Consider the following 18,302-nt stretch of genomic DNA (forward strand, 5'->3'; position numbering starts at 1 on the left):
CGAACCTATCAGGAGACCACTCCATGTCCCGTGTACCGTTGCTGACCCCTGAAACCGCACCTGAAGCGGCCAGACCCTTCCTGGAGAACGCCCTGAAAGGCTCGGGCTTCATCCCCAATCTGCTCGGCGTACTGGCCAATGCACCGGCGGCGCTGGAAACCTACATCACCGTCTCGGCTATCAATGCCAAGGCTGAGCTGAGCCTGGCCGAGCGTGAAGTGGTGCAACTGGTTGCCGCCACCACCCACGGCTGCGATTTTTGCGTGGCCGGCCACACCGCCGTAGCACGCAACAAAGCCAAGCTGCCCGAAACGGTGATCGAGGCGCTGCGCCAACGCGGCGAATTACCCGACGCCCGCTATGAGACACTCGCCGCGTTCACCCGCGAAGTGATCGCCACGCGGGGCGATGTCAGCGACGCAGGCTTTGAGGCATTCCGCGCCGCCGGTTACTCCGACGGCCAGGCACTCGAAGTCATTTTGGGCGTGAGCCTGGCCACCCTGTGCAACTTCGCTAATGTGTTTGCGCGTACGCCGCTCAACCCGGAACTGGCGCAATACCGTTGGGAAAAACCGGCAAGCTGAAGCGCGCACGCGTGGCTGTTGGCCCCCCTGCTTTAAGTGGGCCCTGTGCTTTAAAAAGGAGAAACATGAATGCTTGACCCAATCTTGAGCCGCTGGCTCGATGTTCAAGCGCAGGCCCTGGATGTGGGCAGCTGCGACCCCCAGGAAGTACTGCCGCGCCTGGCCGAGGCCAACGTGCTGCGCACCGGTGTGCCGAAGGCGCTCGGTGGTCTGGGCGGTGATGTAACCGGTGCGGTGGAAGCCATCGCCCACGTAGCCAGCCATTCGCTGGCGGCGGCGTTTGTGTGCTGGGGCCAGCGGTCTTTTATTGAGTATTTGTTGCAGAGCCCGAATGAGCGGCTGCGTGAGCAACTGTTGCCGGACTTGCTCAGTGGCAAGCTGGCCGGCGCCACGGGGCTGTCGAATGCGATGAAGTTTTTGTCCGGCATCGAGGCGCTGCAAATCAGCGCCGAACCGACTGACGATGGCTGGACCCTCAACGGTCGCCTGCACTGGGTGACCAACCTGCGCAAAAACGGCTTTGTGGCGGCCGCGGCAATTGAACATGCCGGTGGCGGTGCGCCGTTTATTCTGGCGATCCCCGATTCTGTTTCAGGCTTGCAACGCTCACGTGACCTGGAGCTGATGGGCCTGCAATCGAGCAACACGGCGGCGCTGGGCCTGGAAGGGGTGGAATTGAGCCGGGACTGGTTGCTGCACGAGGATGCGCGCACATTTTTGCCTGCGGTACGCCCGGCGTTTTTGGGCTTGCAGTGCGGCATGTCGATCGGCTTGGCGCGTCGTTCGCTGGCCGAAGTCGCCAACCATCTGGGCGCGAGCCGCACGGTATTGCGCGATGAGCTGGAGGCGCTGCGGGCGACCCTCGACCACTTGGTAAACGACTTGAAAAAAGGCCTGTTGGCCGGACGGTTTGTGGCAGAGCCGGTGCCGTTGTTCAAACTGCGCATTGCCCTCGCAGAAACCGCCGCCGGTGCGGTGCAGCTTGAACTGCAAGCGAGTGGCGGCAAGGCTTACCTTACCGCGCACGGCAGCGGTTTTGCGCGGCGCTGGCGTGAGTCGGCCTTCGTGCCCATCGTCACGCCAAGCCTGGTGCAATTGCGCACCGAGTTGCATCGCCAGGCCGCGCTATGAGCCAGGCGGTATTAAGCGCCGAAAACATTTGCCTGGGCTATGCCAGTGGCCCGTTGCTGAAAGGGTTTGACTTGCAGTTGCAGGCCGGCGAAGTGGTGTCGATCCTTGGCCCCAGCGGCGTCGGCAAGTCCAGCCTGTTGCGCGTACTCGCCGGCTTGCAAGCACCGCAGGGCGGCAGCGTCAGGGTGTTGGGCGAGCCGTTGCACGGTCCCCATCCGCGCGTGGCGGTGGCGTTTCAAGACCCCAGCCTGTTGCCTTGGCTAAACCTTGAAAAAAACGTCGCGTTTGGCCTGGACTTCGCCCGTCAGCCGAATGTGAGCGCAGAAGAGCGGCGCCGCCGCGTCGACCACGCCATTGCGGCGGTCGGCTTGCAACATGCGCGTCAACAATTTCCTGCGCAATTGTCTGGCGGCATGGCTCAGCGCACCGCGTTGGCCCGCTGCCTGGCGCGGCAACCACAAGTCTTATTGTTGGATGAACCGTTCGGTGCGCTGGACGAGGTGACCCGCGCGGATATGCAGCACCTGTTGCTCAAGGTCAACCGCGAGCAAGGTTCGGCGGCGGTGTTGATCACCCACGACATTGATGAAGCGCTGCTGCTGTCCGACCGGGTATTGCTACTCGGCAACCGCCCGGCACGCACGTTGGGCGAATGGCAGATCGACCTGCCGCAACCGCGCGAAGAACAGGTCGAGGCCATTGGCGCGCTGCGTATCGAGATGCTTAAAACCTTACGGCAGGCGAGCCGCCCTCAACCCAACTCCCTTGAATTGCTGGAGCCCAGCCATGTGCCTGGATGACCTGACCCACTCGCGCCGTGACTTTTTGAAACTCTCGGCGGTACTCAGCGCCGCCGGTGCCTTGCCGCTGTTGAGCAGTTTGCAAGCACGCGCCGCCAATGAGCCGGACGCGCCGGTACGCATCGGTTACTTGCCGATCACCGACGCCACGCCGCTGCTGGTTGCGCATAACAACGGCCTGTTCGAGGCCGAAGGCATCAAGGCCGAACGCCCGGTGCTGTTGCGCAGTTGGGCGCAGGTGATCGAGGCGTTTATCTCCGGCCAGGTCAACGTGATTCACCTGCTGTCGCCAATGACCGTGTGGGCGCGTTATGGCAGCAAGGTGCCGGCCAAAGTGGTGGCCTGGAACCATGTCGGCGGCTCTGGCCTGACTGTGTCGCCGGGCATTACCGAGGTGAAGCAACTGGGCGGCAAGTCGGTGGCGATCCCGTTCTGGTACTCGATCCACAACGTGGTGGTGCAGCAACTGTTTCGCGACAACGGCCTCACGCCCGTGGCGCGTGCAGCCGGCGGTGCGATTGCCGCCAACGAGGTCAACCTGATCGTGTTGCCGCCTTCCGACATGCCGCCAGCCCTGGCCAGCAAACGGATTGACGGCTTCATCGTCGCCGAGCCGTTTAACGCCCTGGCGGAAAACTTCAAGGTCGGCCGCGTGCAACGCTTTACCGGCGATGTGTGGCGCAACCATGCGTGCTGCGTGGTGTTCATGCACGAACACGACCTGACCAATCGCCCGGAATGGTCGCAGAAAGTCGTGAATGCCATCGTCAAGGCCCAAGTGTGGACCCGCGACAATCGTGAAGAGGCGGTGAAGCTGTTGTCCAAGGACGGCCCGAACCGTTACACCCCGCACACTCAGCCGGTACTGAGCAAAGTACTCGCCCCGGCCGCCGCCGACCGCGCGGCGTACCTGGCCGACGGCGCAATCCAGCATGCGCATTGGGACGAACACCGCATCGACTTCCAGCCTTACCCATTCCCCAGCTACACCGAGGAACTGGTGCGGCGCTTGAAAGACACCTTGATCGAAGGCGACAAAAAATTCCTCGCAGACCTGGACCCGGCCTTCGTCGCCAAAGACCTGGTGGACGAGCGCTTCGTACGTAATGCGATTGAGGCGGTGGGCGGCATGAAGACCTTCGGCTTGCCCGATGGCTACGAGCGGCACGAGGAGATCGGCGTTTGAATACCGGCAAAACCTTCGCATGCCCAGGCTGGTTACTCGGCGTCAGCGGCCTCGCAAGCGTGCTGGTGCTGTGGTGGCTGGGGGTGAAAGTGTTTGGCGACGCCGAGGGTTTATCGGCGCGCTTTTCGCTGGCCGCGACTTTCAGCAGCTTGTGGGAATTGCTCTGGCGCAGCGAGCTGTACCTGCACATTGCGGTCAGCCTGAAGCGTATTTTTGTCGGTCTGTTTTTCGCATTGTTGCTGGGCGTGCCACTCGGGCTGTTGGTCGGCAGTTGGCGCAACCTGGAGGCGGCAACCACGCCGGCGTTTCAATTTTTGCGGATGATTTCGCCACTCTCCTGGATGCCCATCGTGGTGATGTTGATGGGCGTGGGCGACCAACCGATCTACTTCCTGCTGGCCTTTGCCGCGGTGTGGCCGATTATGCTCAACACCGCAGCCGGCGTGCGTCAGCTCGACCCGCGTTGGTTGCAGTTGAGTAAAAGTTTGAGTGCCACGCGTTGGGAAACCTTGCGCCGGGTAATCATCCCCGGTGTGGTCGGGCATGTGTTGACCGGCGTGCGCCTGGCCATCGGCATTGTGTGGATCGTGTTGGTGCCGTGCGAGATGCTCGGGGTCAGCGCCGGGCTCGGCTATTACATCCTCGACACCCGTGACCGCCTGGCCTATTCGGAACTGATGGCGATGGTGTTGCTGATCGGGCTATTGGGGTTTGCGCTGGATGCGTTTGCGCGCTGGTTGCACCAGCGTTGGGTGCATGCAGGCTAAGCCGCGAGCGTCTGGCTTTCCGGCCTGGAAAGCCAGACGTCATTCTAATCAGCGGTGCTCATAGCCAGGGCCGCCTTCATAGCGATGGTCATGCCAGCCGCCACCACCGCCACCGTGTGGGAAAAAGAAGCAGCCGCTCATGCTCAGCATGATCAGCACTGGAATCAGCAGGGTGATTCGACGCAACATTTCAAAATCCTCTAAGGTACCGACAGGTTCAATCAGGCGCGGTCATTGGTCGTGGAGCGAGCCAAAGTTTTTCATCGCCTGTAACATACGACCCTGCCGGCCCCCATCCATCCCCGTTATCGGGTATGTGCTTGGCATGGCCTGCGATACAAAACAGATACATTTATCCGGTTCAGGAACCCGTCATGACCCAGAAGCAGCGTTTGAAATATTCGATTCTGATTTCCCTTGCAGTGCTGGGGACGATGTTTGGCCTGTCCTATCTGCAGAACACCGGGGTCATCAGCGAGAAGACGTTCCAGTACATCGCCATCGCCGTGGCGGTGACCGTGGTAGTGATCAACGGCGTCATGCGCCGCAAGGTCAAGCCTAACCTGTAATGTCGGCGCCACCGTCGAGCACCTTGGCAGCCTCTTCATGGAGGCTGTAGCTTTTATCCGCATTGAGGGTGATCACGCCCTCGCTGCACAGGCGTTTGAGCACCTCACGCACGCTAAGAAATGACAACGGAATGCCCAGCTCAAGCAAATGGCTGTGCACGCCGCGCACCCCAAGCGTGCGCTGGTTGTCGGCGGCAGTGAGCAGGGCGTCGATAACCTTCAGCCGGATCAGGCTGGTACGCAAACCGAAACGCTTGAGCAACTGGCGAATACGCTGGTTGCCTTGCTGTTCCGGCGTTTTGCCGAATGCTTGTGCGGCGCTGCCGAAAGTGCAATCGGTAGCGGGTGAACGTCCGTCCGTGGGCAGTTGCGAGTTGTGCATGCGAAAAACTCCTTATCAGAGCCTGATCAGGAAAATGATGGCGCTCTTAGGTAATAAGACGAACGAGCGACATAAATCATGAAGTGCTGGATGTAGAAATTTTGTCGGTCGCGCGTTTGTCGCCGTCGAATCGCCCGGCTAAACCTCCGCCAAGGCTAAATTCTTCCCGCTCATTTGCGTCCTTACGGTGGGGTAGCTGCCCCTTGTGTGGGTGTTTAATTTGACTGCGGAGCTTGCGTGATTATTTCCAACAGGTTGTCCAGAGTGTGCGTGGCAGGGGTGTTGCTGGGGTTGAGTATGGCCGCAGCGGCACGCGAGCAGGTGGCGACGCCGGCATCGGCATCGGCGGATATTCGGCGCACCACGTTCGGCGTGCCGCACATTCGCGCCAATGACGAGCGCAGCCTCGGCTACGGCATCGGTTACGCGTATGCGCAAGACAACGTGTGCCTGCTGGCCAATGAAGTGGTGACGGTGAATGGCGAACGCGCGCGCTATTTCGGCCCTGATCTGGCAACCCTTGAGGAACGCAACAACCTGGCCAGCGACGTATTTTTTACCTGGCTGAATACCGAGCAGGCCAGCGCCGCGTTTTGGAACGCGCAAACCCCGCAGATGCAGCAGCGTATTGAAGGTTATGTGGCGGGCTACAACCGTTACCTGAAAGAGCAGGGCGCGCCGGCGCCGTGCCAGGCGGCGTGGGTTCGGCCGCTGGTGGTGGCAGACGTGGTCAAGCTGACGCGCAGGCTGCTGGTTGAGGGCGGTGTAGGCCAATTCGCCGAAGCCCTGGTCGGCGCGGCACCGCCGCAAGCCACTGCCGCTGTGCCATCGAACACCAAGGCCTTTGAACTGGCCGCCGCCAATCAACAGCGCTTCAGCCTGGACCGTGGCAGCAACGCTGTCGCCGTGGGCCGGGATCGCTCATTCAATGGCCGTGGCATGCTGTTGGCCAACCCGCATTTTCCGTGGGTGGGCGGCATGCGTTTTTACCAGATGCACCTGACCATCCCCGGCCAACTCGACGTGATGGGCGCCGCGCTGCCGGGCTTGCCCGTCATCAACATCGGCTTTAACCAGCACGTGGCCTGGACGCATACGGTCGACACCTCCAAGCATTTCACCCTGTACCGACTGACGTTGGACCCCAAGGATGCCACGCGCTACCTGCTCGACGGTAAATCCCTGCCGCTTGAGCAAACTCGCGTCACCGTCAAGGCCAAACAGCCGGACGGCAGCCTCAAGGACGTGACCCACACGGTCTACAGTTCGCAATTCGGCCCGGTGGTGCAATGGCCCGGCAAACTCGATTGGGACAACCACTACGCGTTCAGCCTGCGCGACGCCAACCTGGGCAACGACCGCGTGCTGCAACAGTGGGACGCGATGAACCGCGCCAGCAGTCTCAAGGCACTGCAAAACTCGGTGCACACCCTGCAAGGCATTCCGTGGGTCAACACAGTGGCCGCCGATGACCAGGGCCAAAGCCTGTACATGAACCTGTCGGTAGTGCCCAACGTCAGCGCCGCCAAACTTGCGCAATGCAGCGACCCGCGCGCCGGCGTGCAAATGATCATGCTCGACGGCGCCCACAGCGCCTGCGCCTGGGACAGCGACCCGCGCGCGGCACAGCCCGGCATCTTCGCCGCCGAGCAACTGCCGCAACTGCAGCGCAGCGACTATGTACAACACGCCAATGACTCGGCCTGGCTGGCCAACCCCAACGCGCCGTTGACCGGGTTCTCGCCGTTGATCAGCCAGGACCACATCAGCCTCGGCCCGCGCGCGCGATTCGCCGTGCAACGCCTGCAATCGCTGGAGAAACAACCGATCAGCGTCGCCGACCTGCAAAACATGGTGATGGACAACCAGGTTTACCTCGCCAGCCAAGTCATGCCCGACCTGCTCGCGTTCTGCGCCACACACCTCGGCGCCGATGCCGCAGCACTCAAGCCGCTGTGCACCAGCCTGAAAACCTGGGACCAACACGCCAACCTCGACAGCGGCGTTGGCCTGATGCACTTCATCAACCTGATGCAACACCTCGAACAAACCCCCGACGCCTGGCGCGTCGCCTTCGACCCAGCGCAACCGCTGACCACGCCACGCGGCCTCGCCATCGACCGCGCCCCTGTGGCCAACGCCCTGCGCGAAGCCATGCTGGCGTCCGCCGCAGACGTCGCCAAACTTGGCTTGACCCGCTGGGGCGACGTGCAAGTCTCCGGGCAAATCCCGATTCACGGCGGCCCACAATCGCTGGGCATCTACAACGCCATGCAAACCGTGCCACGCGCCGACGGCAAACGCGAAGTCGTCAGCGGCAGCAGTTACCTGCAAATCGTCACCTTCGACGCCCAAGGCCCGCAAGCCCTCGGCGTGCTGGCGTTCTCTGAATCCAGCGACCCCGCGTCCCAATACTCAAAGGACCAAACCCAAGCGTTCTCCGAAAAAAAACTGCACGCAATCCCCTTCACTGAAGCCCAGATCAAAGCCGACCCGCACTACCAGCAACAAGTGATCAAGGAGTAACGAGCGCGCGCAACCCCTTGATGTCACTACGAAATATTTTTGAAATCAAAGGGTTGCAGGCAAAAGCAAATGAGTACATAATGGCGCCCATCGAACGCAACGAAGCATTAAAAACTTCAATGTATTCAATGATTTAGAGTAGAGGCGCGCTTCACAGAGCCCACTCAAGTTTGTATGCGGTGAATGTCAGCAGCAAGGGCATTGACCGTTTGAGGCCGAGTAGCAAAATGGTTATGCAGCGGATTGCAAATCCGCCTACGCCGGTTCGATTCCGACCTCGGCCTCCACTCTTAAAACCCCGTAGATCAATGATCTACGGGGTTTTTTATTGGGTACAGGAAAGTACGGAAGCTTCAAAACCATCTCACTAACCCATTTGAAGGATCAAAAACAATGCGTTTTTTAATTGGCCCGTTGATGTTGCTCGCCTCATCTTTAGTGCTCGGTGACGAAACACAAATGAAGCAATGGGAAAAGATGGATCGGTGCTCCAATGCCGCTTTTATCGTGGTAAAAATCCTCGAGGAAAGTCCAGATACCGCCAAACAAGCCCTAGCGCTATATGGCGCGGTAGAAGGCCTCAAAACCAACACAAAGTTGAAAGAAGCCACACCGACTGCGAACGAAGTCAATGGTGCCTATAAGTTAGCGCTTCGAGTCTCTGACGGAATGCCTCGGCCTTTCGCAAAACGTGAGCATGATTGGCTGATTGCCCAAGCCGCCACCGCCTGCACTTTATGGGTCCCAAGCGGCAATGCTGAGTAATGAAGGCGGCTGGATAGCAACCGTTCGTTAAGTGATTGAGCCTGATTTGATGCGGGCTCAGAGGGTGAGCAGAGGCAGTTGAGTACTTGGGGCTGTTTTGAATCAGCGGCAACGAGCGCTTGTTCCTGCGTGTGTTGGAATGGGCAAAGTGTGTTGTATTTGCATCTTGCGCCGCCACAAATGTGTCACCGCAGATACATCGGAGTGTAAAACCTGCTTGCTAGGGTCGTCGCCTTATCTAAATAGAGTGAAGGCGTACGCTATGCGATGTAACACACCGGTTGCCCATGTCATGGCGTCTTCATTGATACTTTCACTGCTTGCCGTATCGGTTCAGGCAGCGGGCCGGGCAGGGGATGATAGAATCAACGGGGTCGATCTGCTCTCGGGGTTCGATACCTTGTGGACGACCGGCGCGACGTGGGATACCGGCACGCCGACCGCCCTGGGGCAGAGTTTGCTGAGGCGCAACCTGCAAATCGTGGTCGACCGCGCCAACTCCCGCACGCTGGCGCAGGAAACCGCCGCCTACTTTGACGACCGCCGCGACCAGAGTTACAGCGCCATCAGCGGCCTTGGCTCGTTGAGCGCTGCCTACAAGGCCGGTGCGGGTGCCTTCACGACCATCACGCAATTTGACGACAGCAACAAAACCGTCAGATACGACGACAAAGGCAATGGCGCCGGCAGTTCGTCTTCGGCGCTGGGCAAAGTGGTCGACCTGGTCGGCGCGGTGCGCAACGACGCCTCTACCACGCCCGCCAAGTCGCACTATTTGTACCCGCGCCCGTGGCGCCAAAGCCTGGACGGGCAGAGCCTGGAATTCGTGGTGCAGCCTTCCTTGCGCCCGGCCAAGAGCACCACGCCGGCCAGCGACTCAGGATTTCCGAGCGGCCATACCAACGCTGCGTACTTGTCTTCCTATGCCTTGGCCTACGCGATCCCCGAACGTTTCAGCGAGTTGATGCTGCGCGCCTCGGACATTGGCGACAACCGCATTGAAGCCGGCATGCATTCGCCGTTCGATGTGATGGGCGGGCGCATTACCGCCACCTATTTCGCCATCGATAACTTGTCCAACCCTGCCAACGCGCAACTGCGCGCCGATGCTCGTGCGCAGGCACTGAGTTATTTCACGGCGCAATGCGGTGGCGACGTCAGCAACTGCATGGCGTCCATCGACCCGGCGACGGACCGCACGTCCCAGCATGCCCAGGACAAGGCGCTATTTACCTCGCGCATGACCTACGGATTCAACCCGGTTGGCCCGACCAACCTGGCTGCGGTCGTGCCGGTTAACGCAGAAGTGCTGTTGGAAACCCGCTTTCCCTACCTGGATGCCAGCCAGCGCCGCGAGATTTTGACGACCACTGAAATCTCCTCAGGCTATGCGGTCATCGATCAGTCCGGCGGTTATGGCCGCTTGAACCTGTACGCAGCGGGCGATGGTTATGCGGCATTCAATGCCAATGTCACGGTCAACATGAACGCCAGCCTCGGCGGCTACAACGCGATTGACGCCTGGCGCAACGACATCAGCGGCAGCGGCGGACTGATCAAGAACGGCAGTGGCAACCTGATGCTCACCGGCAATAACACCTACTCGGGCGGCACCGTGATCAACGGCGGCACCCTGACCGGTCACGCCCAAGCCTTCGGCAGCGGGGCCATCACCGACAACGCCACGCTGGTGGTGGATCAATCCACCAACGCGACCCTTGCCAACTCGTTGGCCGGGAACGGTGCGCTGATCAAGCGCGGCGTCGGGTCTTTGAACCTGACCGGCAACAGCAGCCTGTCGGGCGCAACGACCGTGCAAGCCGGTCGCCTGGCAGTCAACGGCAACCTCGGCAACTCCATCGTCAGCGTGCAGCAAGGCGCAACGCTGGGCGGTAACGGCAGCGTTGGCGGCATCAACGTCGCTGCGGGCGGTGTGGTTGCGCCGGGTAATTCGGTCGGCCAACTGAACGTCAACGGCGACGTCAACCTTGCGCCAGGTTCGGTCTATCAGGTGGAATCGGACGCCAACGGCAACGCTGACCGCAGCGTCGCCAGCGGCCGTGCAAGCATCAACAACAGCACGCTGTCGCTGGTTGAAGGCGGTAACTGGCTGGCCGCGAGCCGCTATTCGATCCTCTCGGCAGCCGGCGGCGTCAGCGGGGCGTTCGCCACTGTGCAAACCCATTTCGCCTTCCTCACGCCGACGTTGAACTACACGGCGACCGATGTGGGGCTGACGCTTAATCGCAACGCGCAAACCTTCGCCAGCCTGGCGACAACCCGCAATGCCGCAGCCGTCGCGCAAGGCCTGGACAGCGCAGGCGCAGGCAATGCGCTGTGGCGCCAGGTGATACAGGATGACGCGCCGACGGCACAAGCCACGTTCAATGCGCTGTCGAATGAGCTGCAGGCTTCAACGCAGTCCGCGTTGATCGAAGACAGCCGGCTGGTGCGCAATGCCATGAACGAGCGCTTGCAACAATCGCAGTCGGCACAAACCTTCGGCAGCACCCCGCAAACCCTAGCTGGCGATGCTTCGCGTGGCGTGGTGTGGACTCAAGCCATCGGCGCGACCGGCAAAACCGACAGCTCCGGTGACGTGTCGGGCCTGGACACGCATACCAGCGGCATGCTGTTCGGCGCCGACGTACCGCTCAATGATACCTGGCGCCTGGGCGCGCTGGCCGGCTACAGCAACAGCCGCTTCAACCTGCGTAATGCGCCCGGTTCCACCGACAGCGATAACTATCATCTGGGCGTATATGGCGGCGCCAAGTGGGGCCAACTCGGCCTGCGCCTCGGCGCGGTGCGCACCTGGCACGAGCTGACCGCCAAACGCACGCTGGACTTGCCCGGTTCTTCCGAGCACTTCAAAGAGGATTACAAGGCGGCGACCAACCAGGTATTCGGCGAGCTGGGTTACGCCATCGAAATGGGCAATGCGCGGCTCGAACCCTACGCCAACCTTGCGCATGTGCGACTGGACACCGACTCGTTCGATGAGAACAGCAACGCGATCAGCCTGCAGAACAAGTCCCAGAACAACCACATCACCTTCAGTACCCTGGGCCTGCGTGCCGCCACGTCTTTGAAAGCCGGTAGCGTCGCAATCAAGCCCAACGCCACACTGGGCTGGCGTCGTGCCTATGGCGACGTTACCCCCGAGAGCCGCGCAGCCTTCAGCGGCGGCGATACCTTCGAGCTGTCCGGCGCACCGATTGCGCGCAGCGCCGCAGTGCTCGGCGCTGGCGTCGATCTGGGCTTGAGCGATACCTTGACCGTGGGCGTGAGTTACGACGGGCAGGTGAGCAGCAAAACGTCTGATCAATCGCTGAACGCGCGGGTGACGTTGGCGTTTTAAGGCTGAAAGCTGCGTGCCTTGTGTGAGGCGGAGTGTCACACAAGGCAGGTGCGAGAAATTTCACACAGTTTTTGATTCAGGCGCTTTATTTGGGAATGACTGTAGTTTCAATTAAAGAGAAATGAGGGACGTCTATTACGCTCACACTTTTATTGCCTAACTATGGGCGAGGGCTACTTCACTTAAGAAGCTGAATAGGTTTTTGTACTTGGTTTTGCTCCATGCTGATGTTTCGTGATCAAAAAAGAAAACGTCGGGCAGGCAACAATTATTTACCATCTTGAAGGCGTAGAAGTCGCCGCATCCGTTTTCAGAAAATAGAAAATAATTTTTATGTACGCTAGATTTTCTTTTGTTTATTTCAATTATATTGAAGTCACTAGCATTGTCGAGAGAGTACACGATGCTAAATGCAAAATAGCCACCACCATATTTTTTTATGAATTGAACGTACTCGTTCGGGAATATCAACCCTAAAGATTGCTGGGAGGCAGCTATAGCTCGGTCACTTGCGGTCTTATCTGCATTTAAATCAAACCAAACAGGATGGGTCTGTTCTGTTTCGGTTACCAGATTCACAAAATCAGTAAGCGTCATTTTTTCAGAAACTCCTGCTTTTTATTTGAGATTCGGTAAAATTCGCCAATTTTATCGGCACAGGAAATACTATTTTATTTCCAGTTTTTGGTTAAGAGGGAGGGCGCTTGTACTCAAAGCTTCCTTGGTACTCAAATATATGGGTTCTAATGGTAGCGTTTTTGGGTGTGCCTGAAAACGAGTAGTCGTATATCGCGACTATAGTGTCTATTGGCGCTCCGCTCAGAGGAATATTTTTATTCTTCATGTCAGACACAATATCCAAATAATAGGAACATCCCTCAATAGCGGCAATCATAGAATTTGTTGGCTCGATTTTAGCAGCTTCGATTGTGTCATCGTCAACAAAGCCGAGTGAGAACGCATTGCTAAATTCAGAGCCAAGAATGTCGCCATCATCTGAGTACTCTGGACTCATGACATGTTTAAGCGTAGATGATTCCCAGCCGGTATTTGAAGTCCAAATCGAGACGGTTTTTTTTGAGCTCATTTCTAGCGTCCTTAATTTTTATCGTGAAGGCGAGGCGTCAGATCCACCTTCCAATTACCCAGCAGTCCAATTCTTCCACTGGTCCTGTTCCCAAGTTTACAGGGGCGATCCAACTGTGTTGCGCTAGGCATGTACTGGCCGTTCTTCAGTCTACCCGCAAGCTTGATCGGTGCCCTCATTAAAAAATGCATGGTGCCAGCCTTTTAGTAGCAAAGCCGCCTGTAATGTCCCCCAGCCAGATTGAGGTACTGACTGAAGAATTCGGTCTGTCAAAAATCAAACGTTGCGCTGATTATCTTTTTTGTTTTATCTATGAGTGGTTTTTCTTCATCTGCTACCAGGTGTGTGATGAATTCTATAAGATTTGGTGCTATTAAGAATTTTATTTCACTTTCATACTTGGCTTCGTGATACCAGTAATAAATTTTTCCGGATCCTCTTTCGATACAGTATTGGTCTCCACTGACGGATTCGCCGAAAGTATAAAAGTCTTCGCCTATTCTGTCTTTATATACGCTATTTTTTATAAAAATATTGTTAGAATCGCGATTCAAGCCATAAATTATATCAAGATCAACATACCTGTCCTCATCTGCTACTGGAATGTCAGCATCGACTTTAAATTTAGCGCCTCGGATGAAGACAATAGCGCCCTTGAAAAAAATAAGAAGCTGCGCGAGTTCAGTGGCCAATTCAATACGGCACGCCTGGTCGATATCAGAAACCTCAAAGAATCTTGCTTCAGCGCCTAAAGTTTTTATGATTTTATTATATAGCATTGAGTTTCTCATCTAGGGTGTGAATACAGAATGAGTGAGGCGTCATAAATATAGATGCTTGGGATAAGGCAAATACCAATTTTTTATGATATCAACATGTTACGTCATCATAGCTATCGTGACGGTTTCCGCAGTAATTCTCGGGAGATTTTACAGATCAGGAGACCGTATAATCAACAGCCTAAAAATATTAGATTGAGTAAAGCCACTCTATTGCCGCCATGAATTAATAAAATTATCAAAGTTATTGGAGGCAGTGTGAGATTTCTTTGAGGTTGGGTCAAAAACCTCAACAGCCACATGGGCTGTTTCAAAGTTTAAGCAAATTAGAACGCCACCCGCATCTCTAGCTATGGGGATCATGCTTTTTGGTAGGTTAGGGGGGCGTCCAGGTCCGATGTACCAACAAATACTATGCGGTGTTACTTCAGATGAAAATGAAAAAAATTCGCTGGCGCAGGTTTCTTCGCCGCCATATGAGAACGAAGATATTGCTGGTGACGCTTCATCAGCATAAGTGACAAGATCTAGATACGATTCTGGAAAAGTTACTCCAAGCGTCCTTTGCAGTTGGGATATTTTGCTCTCGTCAACAGACGAGCCTTTATCAATCCCAAACAAGCTCCAGTCGTATTTCATATAAAACTCCTGGCTTCATTTTTTTTCATCAGCAAAACTATGTGTTCTCCGAAGTAAAAAATTTTGCCGACAACGTCTCATATAGGGGGTCGGTAGCATCAGTATAACCTGAAGTGTACCTGTTCCTGATGCGTTATGCGATATTACCTCTCTAATTGGACCAATGCCTACTATAATTGTCAGCTGGCGAAAGTTAGTGGGCAGCTGGGCGCTGTTGCGGAAATGGGTTAGGTACTCGTTCTGAATATAAGGCGTTACTCAAAGTTGACAATGTTTATAGCTCAGCCAGAAATAAACTTTGTAAATCGCCCTCTAGTGATTTTTCGTCTTTGCCGTAGGAGAGCGAAAATTCGTCACGCGCGCCCGCTATCGTAGTAGCGCCATCTATAACTCCTAAAATATTAGAAGTCGTGTCTATTATGGTTTGCTTGATGATTTCGAAGAAAATAGTTTTCTGCTCGTTGGTCAATGAGTTAAATAGCGTTAATGAATTTTTCCAGTAATCATCAGTTGCGCTTTCGGCGTTGGTATTCAAATACAGGTTTTTATAGCTGGAAAAGTTTTCGTGTACCACACTGTTTTTGAGGCCTGTTACAAACTCGCTTGAATTCATTATTAATACCTTCCTTAAATTAACATTGATTCTCATTACAACATCCGGACGGTTATTTTGGAGATGATTGATTAGTTTAAATGTTTGTGTTGGGTAGGTTTGCCGTCACCAAGTCCACGTTTTATGAGATAAGCGCGGCTTTTTCCTCAACTAATCGCACACCCATTACCAACATTTCTGGCAGGCGGGTTTTGTCCTCTTCGGATGCTGGTCCAAGATGGGTGTCACCTTGCCAGCGCTCACCAGCCACTACCCTAAAATCGAGGCTCTGTTGCGTTGTACGCAACGCTTCGTGCCCTATATAGTGCCAGCGGTTTTTCCGTATCGGTGCCCTTGATGTATAGATTAATAATTCAAAAGTATCTTCCAGGTCGCAAGAGGAGTGGAGGTCAGCTACAAGATTTTTATATAGCCCAAGCAAAATCGTGTCTTCGTATCTTAGTGATACATATAAGACCTTTGCTGGCCTGAAGCCCTGCTCCAGAGGGATGAGAATGATATCGCCTACTATGGTTTTGTTGGTTTTCACTAATTTTACCTTTGCACGGCTTAATTTAATGGCCTATTCGTAGAGCGTTCGCTTGTTTAGGGTGCCAACGAGGATTAAACTTGCCTCAGCAGCGAAGTGTTTTGGCTAAAGACGTTTTCGTGATTTTTTTGTTAGGGTTTCACTGGCTGAGCTTGATAAAGCTATCGTTTTCAAAATAATAAATGAGCGCTGTGTATGCCATATCTAATTCAAACAAGTTTGTTTGCTCTCTTAAATTAAATATTATGGATGCAAGGTCGTCGCATAGTAAAACGTACCTGTAGTTAATGTTAGATATTTCGATTGGGTTGTCGTTGTCATCGTAAGCCTCAAAATTTTCCGGGTTTTCGATAATTACGTCACAACTCAAGCTCCATTTTTTTTCGTCCTTTGGTAGGTAAATTGCATCTTGCCAATTTAGACTTTCAGGACAGGACAAAATATCGCATAGCTTCCTGCTATTCATTTTTACAATCATCTGCTTTTTCGCACCTCTCTAAATTTCATCTCGCTTCCTCTATGAGAATAGAAACATTCGACGCAGCGCCGACCAATTTTTATTGAGGCGTCTAAATTGTTTTTAACAAGCCTTCATTATAGAGTTTATTTAACGTTTGTGTTGTTGCTGACATTATTGAGGCGGACTTACAGGGGCTTATAAAATGCGCAGGTCGGTCATCTGAAGCGCAGGCTTGCTTTCCTTGTATAATAATTCTAAGGAAATAGTCAGGTCGCTCATTCCCTCTTCTTGCGTCCATAGAGGCACATCTATGGCCATGCCAGAGCCATCGCTGTAATTGTAAGTATCTATTTTCTCTAAAAAGCTATTAGGAGGTAATATCAGTGTATTGCCGTATTCGGAGAGTTTAGACTCAACGTGCTCTTTGTTAAGCCTGCCGTACCAATTTCTTTCGGAGATTTTTGCATGATCACCCTTAACTAGTGCGTCAATGAGTTCGATTATCTCTATTTCCAGGTGCTTGTCGATATTCACTCTCATATATTTCCACATATTTGGATTGAAGTCTGCGACTAATCATTGATCGCCCTAATGTGCTCGTTCGTATTTTGAACTAAATCTTTTTATCATATTTCTTTATAGTGGCACTGTATAGTGATATGAACGTAATTTTTGTCCGAATTTATAAGCTTCCCTGCGCCTGCTCGGAGTTAAGCACGTATTGATTTGCAACACCGAGCTCCTCTTCCGCTTAGGGGCAAGGAGGTAATACCAATTCGCTGTTTTTAGCATATGCTCAGTTAACTCAACTAACTCAATAGCGGCGTTTGTGCTAAATGTTCTCCAGCTCAAATGGGCAACCGTTATTTTCAATGCGATTTAGTTCTTGTTCAAAGGAGTGCTTTGAAAAGTTTTCTTTGTTCTCGTCATATTCTTTTCTTAGTAATCTAAATAATACTCCTATATGGTTTTTGCTTTTGTCGTCGAGCGCACTTATAAGGTCGTAGTCATTAATTGATAAAACAGTATTTTTTTTCCTCAGCACGTAGTACGCACTTATATTGCGTAGCAAGCCAGCTGCATCTGCGTAATTTTCATGGAGATATTTTACATATTCTTCGAAGATATTAGTTAATAAGGATGATGCTGCTTTTTGGTTTTTTAAAACACCACACATTTCTTGCCAATTGCTTATGTAAAGATGGTCGCCCCAATCAGAACCTCGGGCAAAATAAATTCCATTTCCTTTAAAGAATTCGGAGACCTCATGTTGATCTAGAGCGGTTTCGAACGTAGACCTCATTGGAGTTTTCCCAGTGATGAAAATTTTTTAGCAACGTACTGATATCACTGTTCTGGGTGACGCTTTTCGAGCCGATTAAGGATGCGCGTTCCTTTAATGCCAACTAAGGTTGCTATTTTTAGAGGTCTTGGGCTTTGTTGTTTCTCAGTCATATTGAGTAATGATATATACGTTATTATCGACTTTATCCGAAGTCCGTCCGAAGAAAAAAGACTCATTTTGATTAAAAAAAGTGTAGTTTCTTTTTTTTCTATCTTTCACGCCTCCAAATATATCCATCTCTTTTTGTGGTGGAGCTCCCTCTAAAATCTCAAAAGTCTGGTCCTTTTTTACTTGAAAAATAAAGTTTACAGTTTCTCCTTCATAAGTCGATGGAGCTTCATCCTCAAGCGTCCAGTCAGGAGAAGGTCCAGCCCAGCCGAAGATATCGCCATCCTCACTGGATGAGAACGCCAGGTATTGTTTTTTTATGCTTGGAAGTTTAGTTTTTTGTGTTTCTGCAGTCTCAGTTTTAAAAAGGTAGACTTTGAATAGCTCTTGATAGTCTTTCAGGAAACCAGTGGGTATTACTGCTCCCTTTAGATTCGAGTTTAGCATCCTAGGGATCGTCAGGTTTTCATCAAACTCTGCTGTAGCGCTGAAAAAGCTGAGCGAGTATCCGCTGAAGGGGTGTGGCTCAGAAAACTCGATTGTGAAAAAAAAAGTGAGTTCTATATTATTTTTGCTTTTTGGGTGCTCAAACCCTGAAGGCAGCATCGGATCGCCGCCTATATAAGAATTTGTTTTAATGTCTGTTTTTTTAATAAACATTGGTTCGCTCC

The 18,302-nt window shown here is 53.9% G+C and carries 21 protein-coding genes and 1 tRNA gene; 10 read left to right on the forward strand and 12 right to left on the reverse strand.

Annotated features, from left to right (window positions below; translation table 11 throughout):
* Positions 1-23: 23 nt before the first annotated feature.
* The 5 genes from ACOZK9_RS09045 to ACOZK9_RS09065 all read left to right on the forward strand — a co-directional run bounded on the left by ACOZK9_RS09045 (position 24) and on the right by ACOZK9_RS09065 (position 4,468).
* A complete protein-coding gene (locus ACOZK9_RS09045; protein ID WP_421555654.1) occupies positions 24-584 on the forward strand; it encodes a carboxymuconolactone decarboxylase family protein in 561 nt (186 codons plus the stop codon).
* A gap of 69 nt (positions 585-653) precedes the next feature.
* The gene (locus tag ACOZK9_RS09050) at positions 654-1,715 is read left to right on the forward strand and encodes an acyl-CoA dehydrogenase family protein (protein WP_122250543.1); all 1,062 of its coding nucleotides are present in this window, start codon (positions 654-656) and stop codon (positions 1,713-1,715) included.
* Positions 1,712-2,515, forward strand: a complete 804-nt coding sequence (locus ACOZK9_RS09055; protein WP_421555655.1) for an ABC transporter ATP-binding protein — start codon at positions 1,712-1,714, stop codon at positions 2,513-2,515. Before ACOZK9_RS09050 ends, ACOZK9_RS09055 begins: the two co-directional genes overlap by 4 nt.
* On the forward strand, positions 2,502-3,701 hold the full coding sequence (locus tag ACOZK9_RS09060) for an ABC transporter substrate-binding protein (RefSeq protein WP_421555656.1): 1,200 nt from the start codon (positions 2,502-2,504) through the stop codon (positions 3,699-3,701). Before ACOZK9_RS09055 ends, ACOZK9_RS09060 begins: the two co-directional genes overlap by 14 nt.
* Positions 3,698-4,468, forward strand: coding sequence for an ABC transporter permease (locus tag ACOZK9_RS09065; RefSeq protein ID WP_152748676.1), 771 nt, complete (start codon positions 3,698-3,700; stop codon positions 4,466-4,468). The genes ACOZK9_RS09060 and ACOZK9_RS09065 overlap by 4 nt, the downstream gene beginning before the upstream one ends.
* 48 nt (positions 4,469-4,516) lie before the next feature.
* Here the strand turns inward: ACOZK9_RS09065 and ACOZK9_RS09070 are convergent, their stop codons facing one another.
* Positions 4,517-4,657: a hypothetical protein gene (locus ACOZK9_RS09070; RefSeq protein WP_162839865.1), complete on the reverse strand. Its 141-nt coding sequence runs from the start codon at positions 4,655-4,657 to the stop codon at positions 4,517-4,519.
* 185 nt (positions 4,658-4,842) lie between these two features.
* Here ACOZK9_RS09070 and ACOZK9_RS09075 point away from each other — a divergent pair, with 185 nt between their 5' ends.
* Complete coding sequence (locus ACOZK9_RS09075) at positions 4,843-5,037, forward strand: hypothetical protein (RefSeq protein ID WP_152746122.1); 195 nt, start codon at positions 4,843-4,845, stop codon at positions 5,035-5,037.
* Here ACOZK9_RS09075 and ACOZK9_RS09080 read toward each other — a convergent pair.
* Positions 5,027-5,419 (reverse strand): fe2+ zn2+ uptake regulation protein, encoded by a 393-nt coding sequence (locus ACOZK9_RS09080; protein ID WP_152746123.1) that lies wholly within the window; start codon positions 5,417-5,419, stop codon positions 5,027-5,029. The genes ACOZK9_RS09075 and ACOZK9_RS09080 overlap by 11 nt on opposite strands.
* 237 nt (positions 5,420-5,656) lie before the next feature.
* On the opposite strand from ACOZK9_RS09080, the gene pvdQ reads away from it, so the two are divergent.
* The 4 genes from pvdQ (at position 5,657) to ACOZK9_RS09100 (ending at position 12,071) form a co-directional block, all read left to right on the forward strand.
* On the forward strand, positions 5,657-7,945 hold the full coding sequence (pvdQ, locus tag ACOZK9_RS09085; protein ID WP_421555657.1) for a bifunctional acylase PvdQ: 2,289 nt from the start codon (positions 5,657-5,659) through the stop codon (positions 7,943-7,945).
* Positions 7,946-8,158: 213 nt separating this feature from the next.
* Positions 8,159-8,232: transfer RNA gene (locus ACOZK9_RS09090), tRNA-Cys, on the forward strand.
* A gap of 106 nt (positions 8,233-8,338) precedes the next feature.
* Positions 8,339-8,710, forward strand: a complete 372-nt coding sequence (locus ACOZK9_RS09095) for a hypothetical protein (protein WP_421555658.1) — start codon at positions 8,339-8,341, stop codon at positions 8,708-8,710.
* Between the two features lie 262 nt (positions 8,711-8,972).
* Positions 8,973-12,071 carry an autotransporter domain-containing protein gene (locus ACOZK9_RS09100; protein ID WP_421555659.1) on the forward strand — a complete coding sequence of 1,033 codons (3,099 nt, stop codon included), beginning with the start codon at positions 8,973-8,975 and terminating at the stop codon, positions 12,069-12,071.
* A gap of 156 nt (positions 12,072-12,227) precedes the next feature.
* Here ACOZK9_RS09100 and ACOZK9_RS09105 read toward each other — a convergent pair whose 3' ends face one another.
* The 10 genes from ACOZK9_RS09105 to ACOZK9_RS09150 all read right to left on the reverse strand — a co-directional run bounded on the left by ACOZK9_RS09105 (position 12,228) and on the right by ACOZK9_RS09150 (position 18,291).
* On the reverse strand, positions 12,228-12,668 hold the full coding sequence (locus ACOZK9_RS09105) for an SMI1/KNR4 family protein (protein WP_421555660.1): 441 nt from the start codon (positions 12,666-12,668) through the stop codon (positions 12,228-12,230).
* A 91-nt stretch (positions 12,669-12,759) separates the two neighbouring features.
* Positions 12,760-13,158, reverse strand: coding sequence for an immunity 22 family protein (locus ACOZK9_RS09110; RefSeq protein WP_421555661.1), 399 nt, complete (start codon positions 13,156-13,158; stop codon positions 12,760-12,762).
* 269 nt (positions 13,159-13,427) lie between these two features.
* Positions 13,428-13,937 (reverse strand): SMI1/KNR4 family protein, encoded by a 510-nt coding sequence (locus ACOZK9_RS09115; RefSeq protein WP_421555662.1) that lies wholly within the window; start codon positions 13,935-13,937, stop codon positions 13,428-13,430.
* 210 nt (positions 13,938-14,147) lie between these two features.
* A complete protein-coding gene (locus ACOZK9_RS09120; RefSeq protein ID WP_421555663.1) occupies positions 14,148-14,576 on the reverse strand; it encodes an SMI1/KNR4 family protein in 429 nt (142 codons plus the stop codon).
* Between the two features lie 274 nt (positions 14,577-14,850).
* Positions 14,851-15,189 carry a transposase gene (locus ACOZK9_RS09125; protein ID WP_152748683.1) on the reverse strand — a complete coding sequence of 113 codons (339 nt, stop codon included), beginning with the start codon at positions 15,187-15,189 and terminating at the stop codon, positions 14,851-14,853.
* Between the two features lie 121 nt (positions 15,190-15,310).
* The gene (locus ACOZK9_RS09130) at positions 15,311-15,718 is read right to left on the reverse strand and encodes a hypothetical protein (protein WP_152748684.1); all 408 of its coding nucleotides are present in this window, start codon (positions 15,716-15,718) and stop codon (positions 15,311-15,313) included.
* A 139-nt stretch (positions 15,719-15,857) separates the two neighbouring features.
* A complete protein-coding gene (locus ACOZK9_RS09135) occupies positions 15,858-16,196 on the reverse strand; it encodes a DUF7716 domain-containing protein (protein ID WP_421555664.1) in 339 nt (112 codons plus the stop codon).
* A 177-nt stretch (positions 16,197-16,373) separates the two neighbouring features.
* A complete protein-coding gene (locus tag ACOZK9_RS09140) occupies positions 16,374-16,712 on the reverse strand; it encodes a DUF7668 domain-containing protein (RefSeq protein WP_152748686.1) in 339 nt (112 codons plus the stop codon).
* Between the two features lie 298 nt (positions 16,713-17,010).
* Positions 17,011-17,481, reverse strand: a complete 471-nt coding sequence (locus ACOZK9_RS09145; protein ID WP_152748687.1) for a hypothetical protein — start codon at positions 17,479-17,481, stop codon at positions 17,011-17,013.
* A 144-nt stretch (positions 17,482-17,625) separates the two neighbouring features.
* On the reverse strand, positions 17,626-18,291 hold the full coding sequence (locus tag ACOZK9_RS09150) for a YwqG family protein (RefSeq protein WP_152748688.1): 666 nt from the start codon (positions 18,289-18,291) through the stop codon (positions 17,626-17,628).
* Positions 18,292-18,302 lie beyond the last annotated feature (11 nt).

Origin of the sequence: Pseudomonas kitaguniensis (assembly GCF_049199985.1) — a bacterium.
GTDB classification, from domain to species: domain Bacteria; phylum Pseudomonadota; class Gammaproteobacteria; order Pseudomonadales; family Pseudomonadaceae; genus Aquipseudomonas; species Aquipseudomonas kitaguniensis.

What these genes read in the sequence shown, in the direction of transcription:
- ACOZK9_RS09045 (WP_421555654.1), top strand. Translation starts at nt 24, where the DNA reads ATGTCCCGTGTACCGTTGCTGACCCCTGAAACCGCACCTGAAGCGGCC.
- ACOZK9_RS09050 (WP_122250543.1), top strand. Translation starts at nt 654, where the DNA reads ATGCTTGACCCAATCTTGAGCCGCTGGCTCGATGTTCAAGCGCAGGCC.
- ACOZK9_RS09055 (WP_421555655.1), top strand. Translation starts at nt 1,712, where the DNA reads ATGAGCCAGGCGGTATTAAGCGCCGAAAACATTTGCCTGGGCTATGCC.
- ACOZK9_RS09060 (WP_421555656.1), top strand. Translation starts at nt 2,502, where the DNA reads ATGTGCCTGGATGACCTGACCCACTCGCGCCGTGACTTTTTGAAACTC.
- ACOZK9_RS09070 (WP_162839865.1), bottom strand. Translation starts at nt 4,657, where the DNA reads ATGTTGCGTCGAATCACCCTGCTGATTCCAGTGCTGATCATGCTGAGC.
- ACOZK9_RS09075 (WP_152746122.1), top strand. Translation starts at nt 4,843, where the DNA reads ATGACCCAGAAGCAGCGTTTGAAATATTCGATTCTGATTTCCCTTGCA.
- ACOZK9_RS09080 (WP_152746123.1), bottom strand. Translation starts at nt 5,419, where the DNA reads ATGCACAACTCGCAACTGCCCACGGACGGACGTTCACCCGCTACCGAT.
- ACOZK9_RS09095 (WP_421555658.1), top strand. Translation starts at nt 8,339, where the DNA reads ATGCGTTTTTTAATTGGCCCGTTGATGTTGCTCGCCTCATCTTTAGTG.
- ACOZK9_RS09100 (WP_421555659.1), top strand. Translation starts at nt 8,973, where the DNA reads ATGCGATGTAACACACCGGTTGCCCATGTCATGGCGTCTTCATTGATA.
- ACOZK9_RS09105 (WP_421555660.1), bottom strand. Translation starts at nt 12,668, where the DNA reads ATGACGCTTACTGATTTTGTGAATCTGGTAACCGAAACAGAACAGACC.
- ACOZK9_RS09110 (WP_421555661.1), bottom strand. Translation starts at nt 13,158, where the DNA reads ATGAGCTCAAAAAAAACCGTCTCGATTTGGACTTCAAATACCGGCTGG.
- ACOZK9_RS09115 (WP_421555662.1), bottom strand. Translation starts at nt 13,937, where the DNA reads ATGCTATATAATAAAATCATAAAAACTTTAGGCGCTGAAGCAAGATTC.
- ACOZK9_RS09120 (WP_421555663.1), bottom strand. Translation starts at nt 14,576, where the DNA reads ATGAAATACGACTGGAGCTTGTTTGGGATTGATAAAGGCTCGTCTGTT.
- ACOZK9_RS09125 (WP_152748683.1), bottom strand. Translation starts at nt 15,189, where the DNA reads ATGAATTCAAGCGAGTTTGTAACAGGCCTCAAAAACAGTGTGGTACAC.
- ACOZK9_RS09135 (WP_421555664.1), bottom strand. Translation starts at nt 16,196, where the DNA reads ATGATTGTAAAAATGAATAGCAGGAAGCTATGCGATATTTTGTCCTGT.
- ACOZK9_RS09145 (WP_152748687.1), bottom strand. Translation starts at nt 17,481, where the DNA reads ATGAGGTCTACGTTCGAAACCGCTCTAGATCAACATGAGGTCTCCGAA.
- ACOZK9_RS09150 (WP_152748688.1), bottom strand. Translation starts at nt 18,291, where the DNA reads ATGTTTATTAAAAAAACAGACATTAAAACAAATTCTTATATAGGCGGC.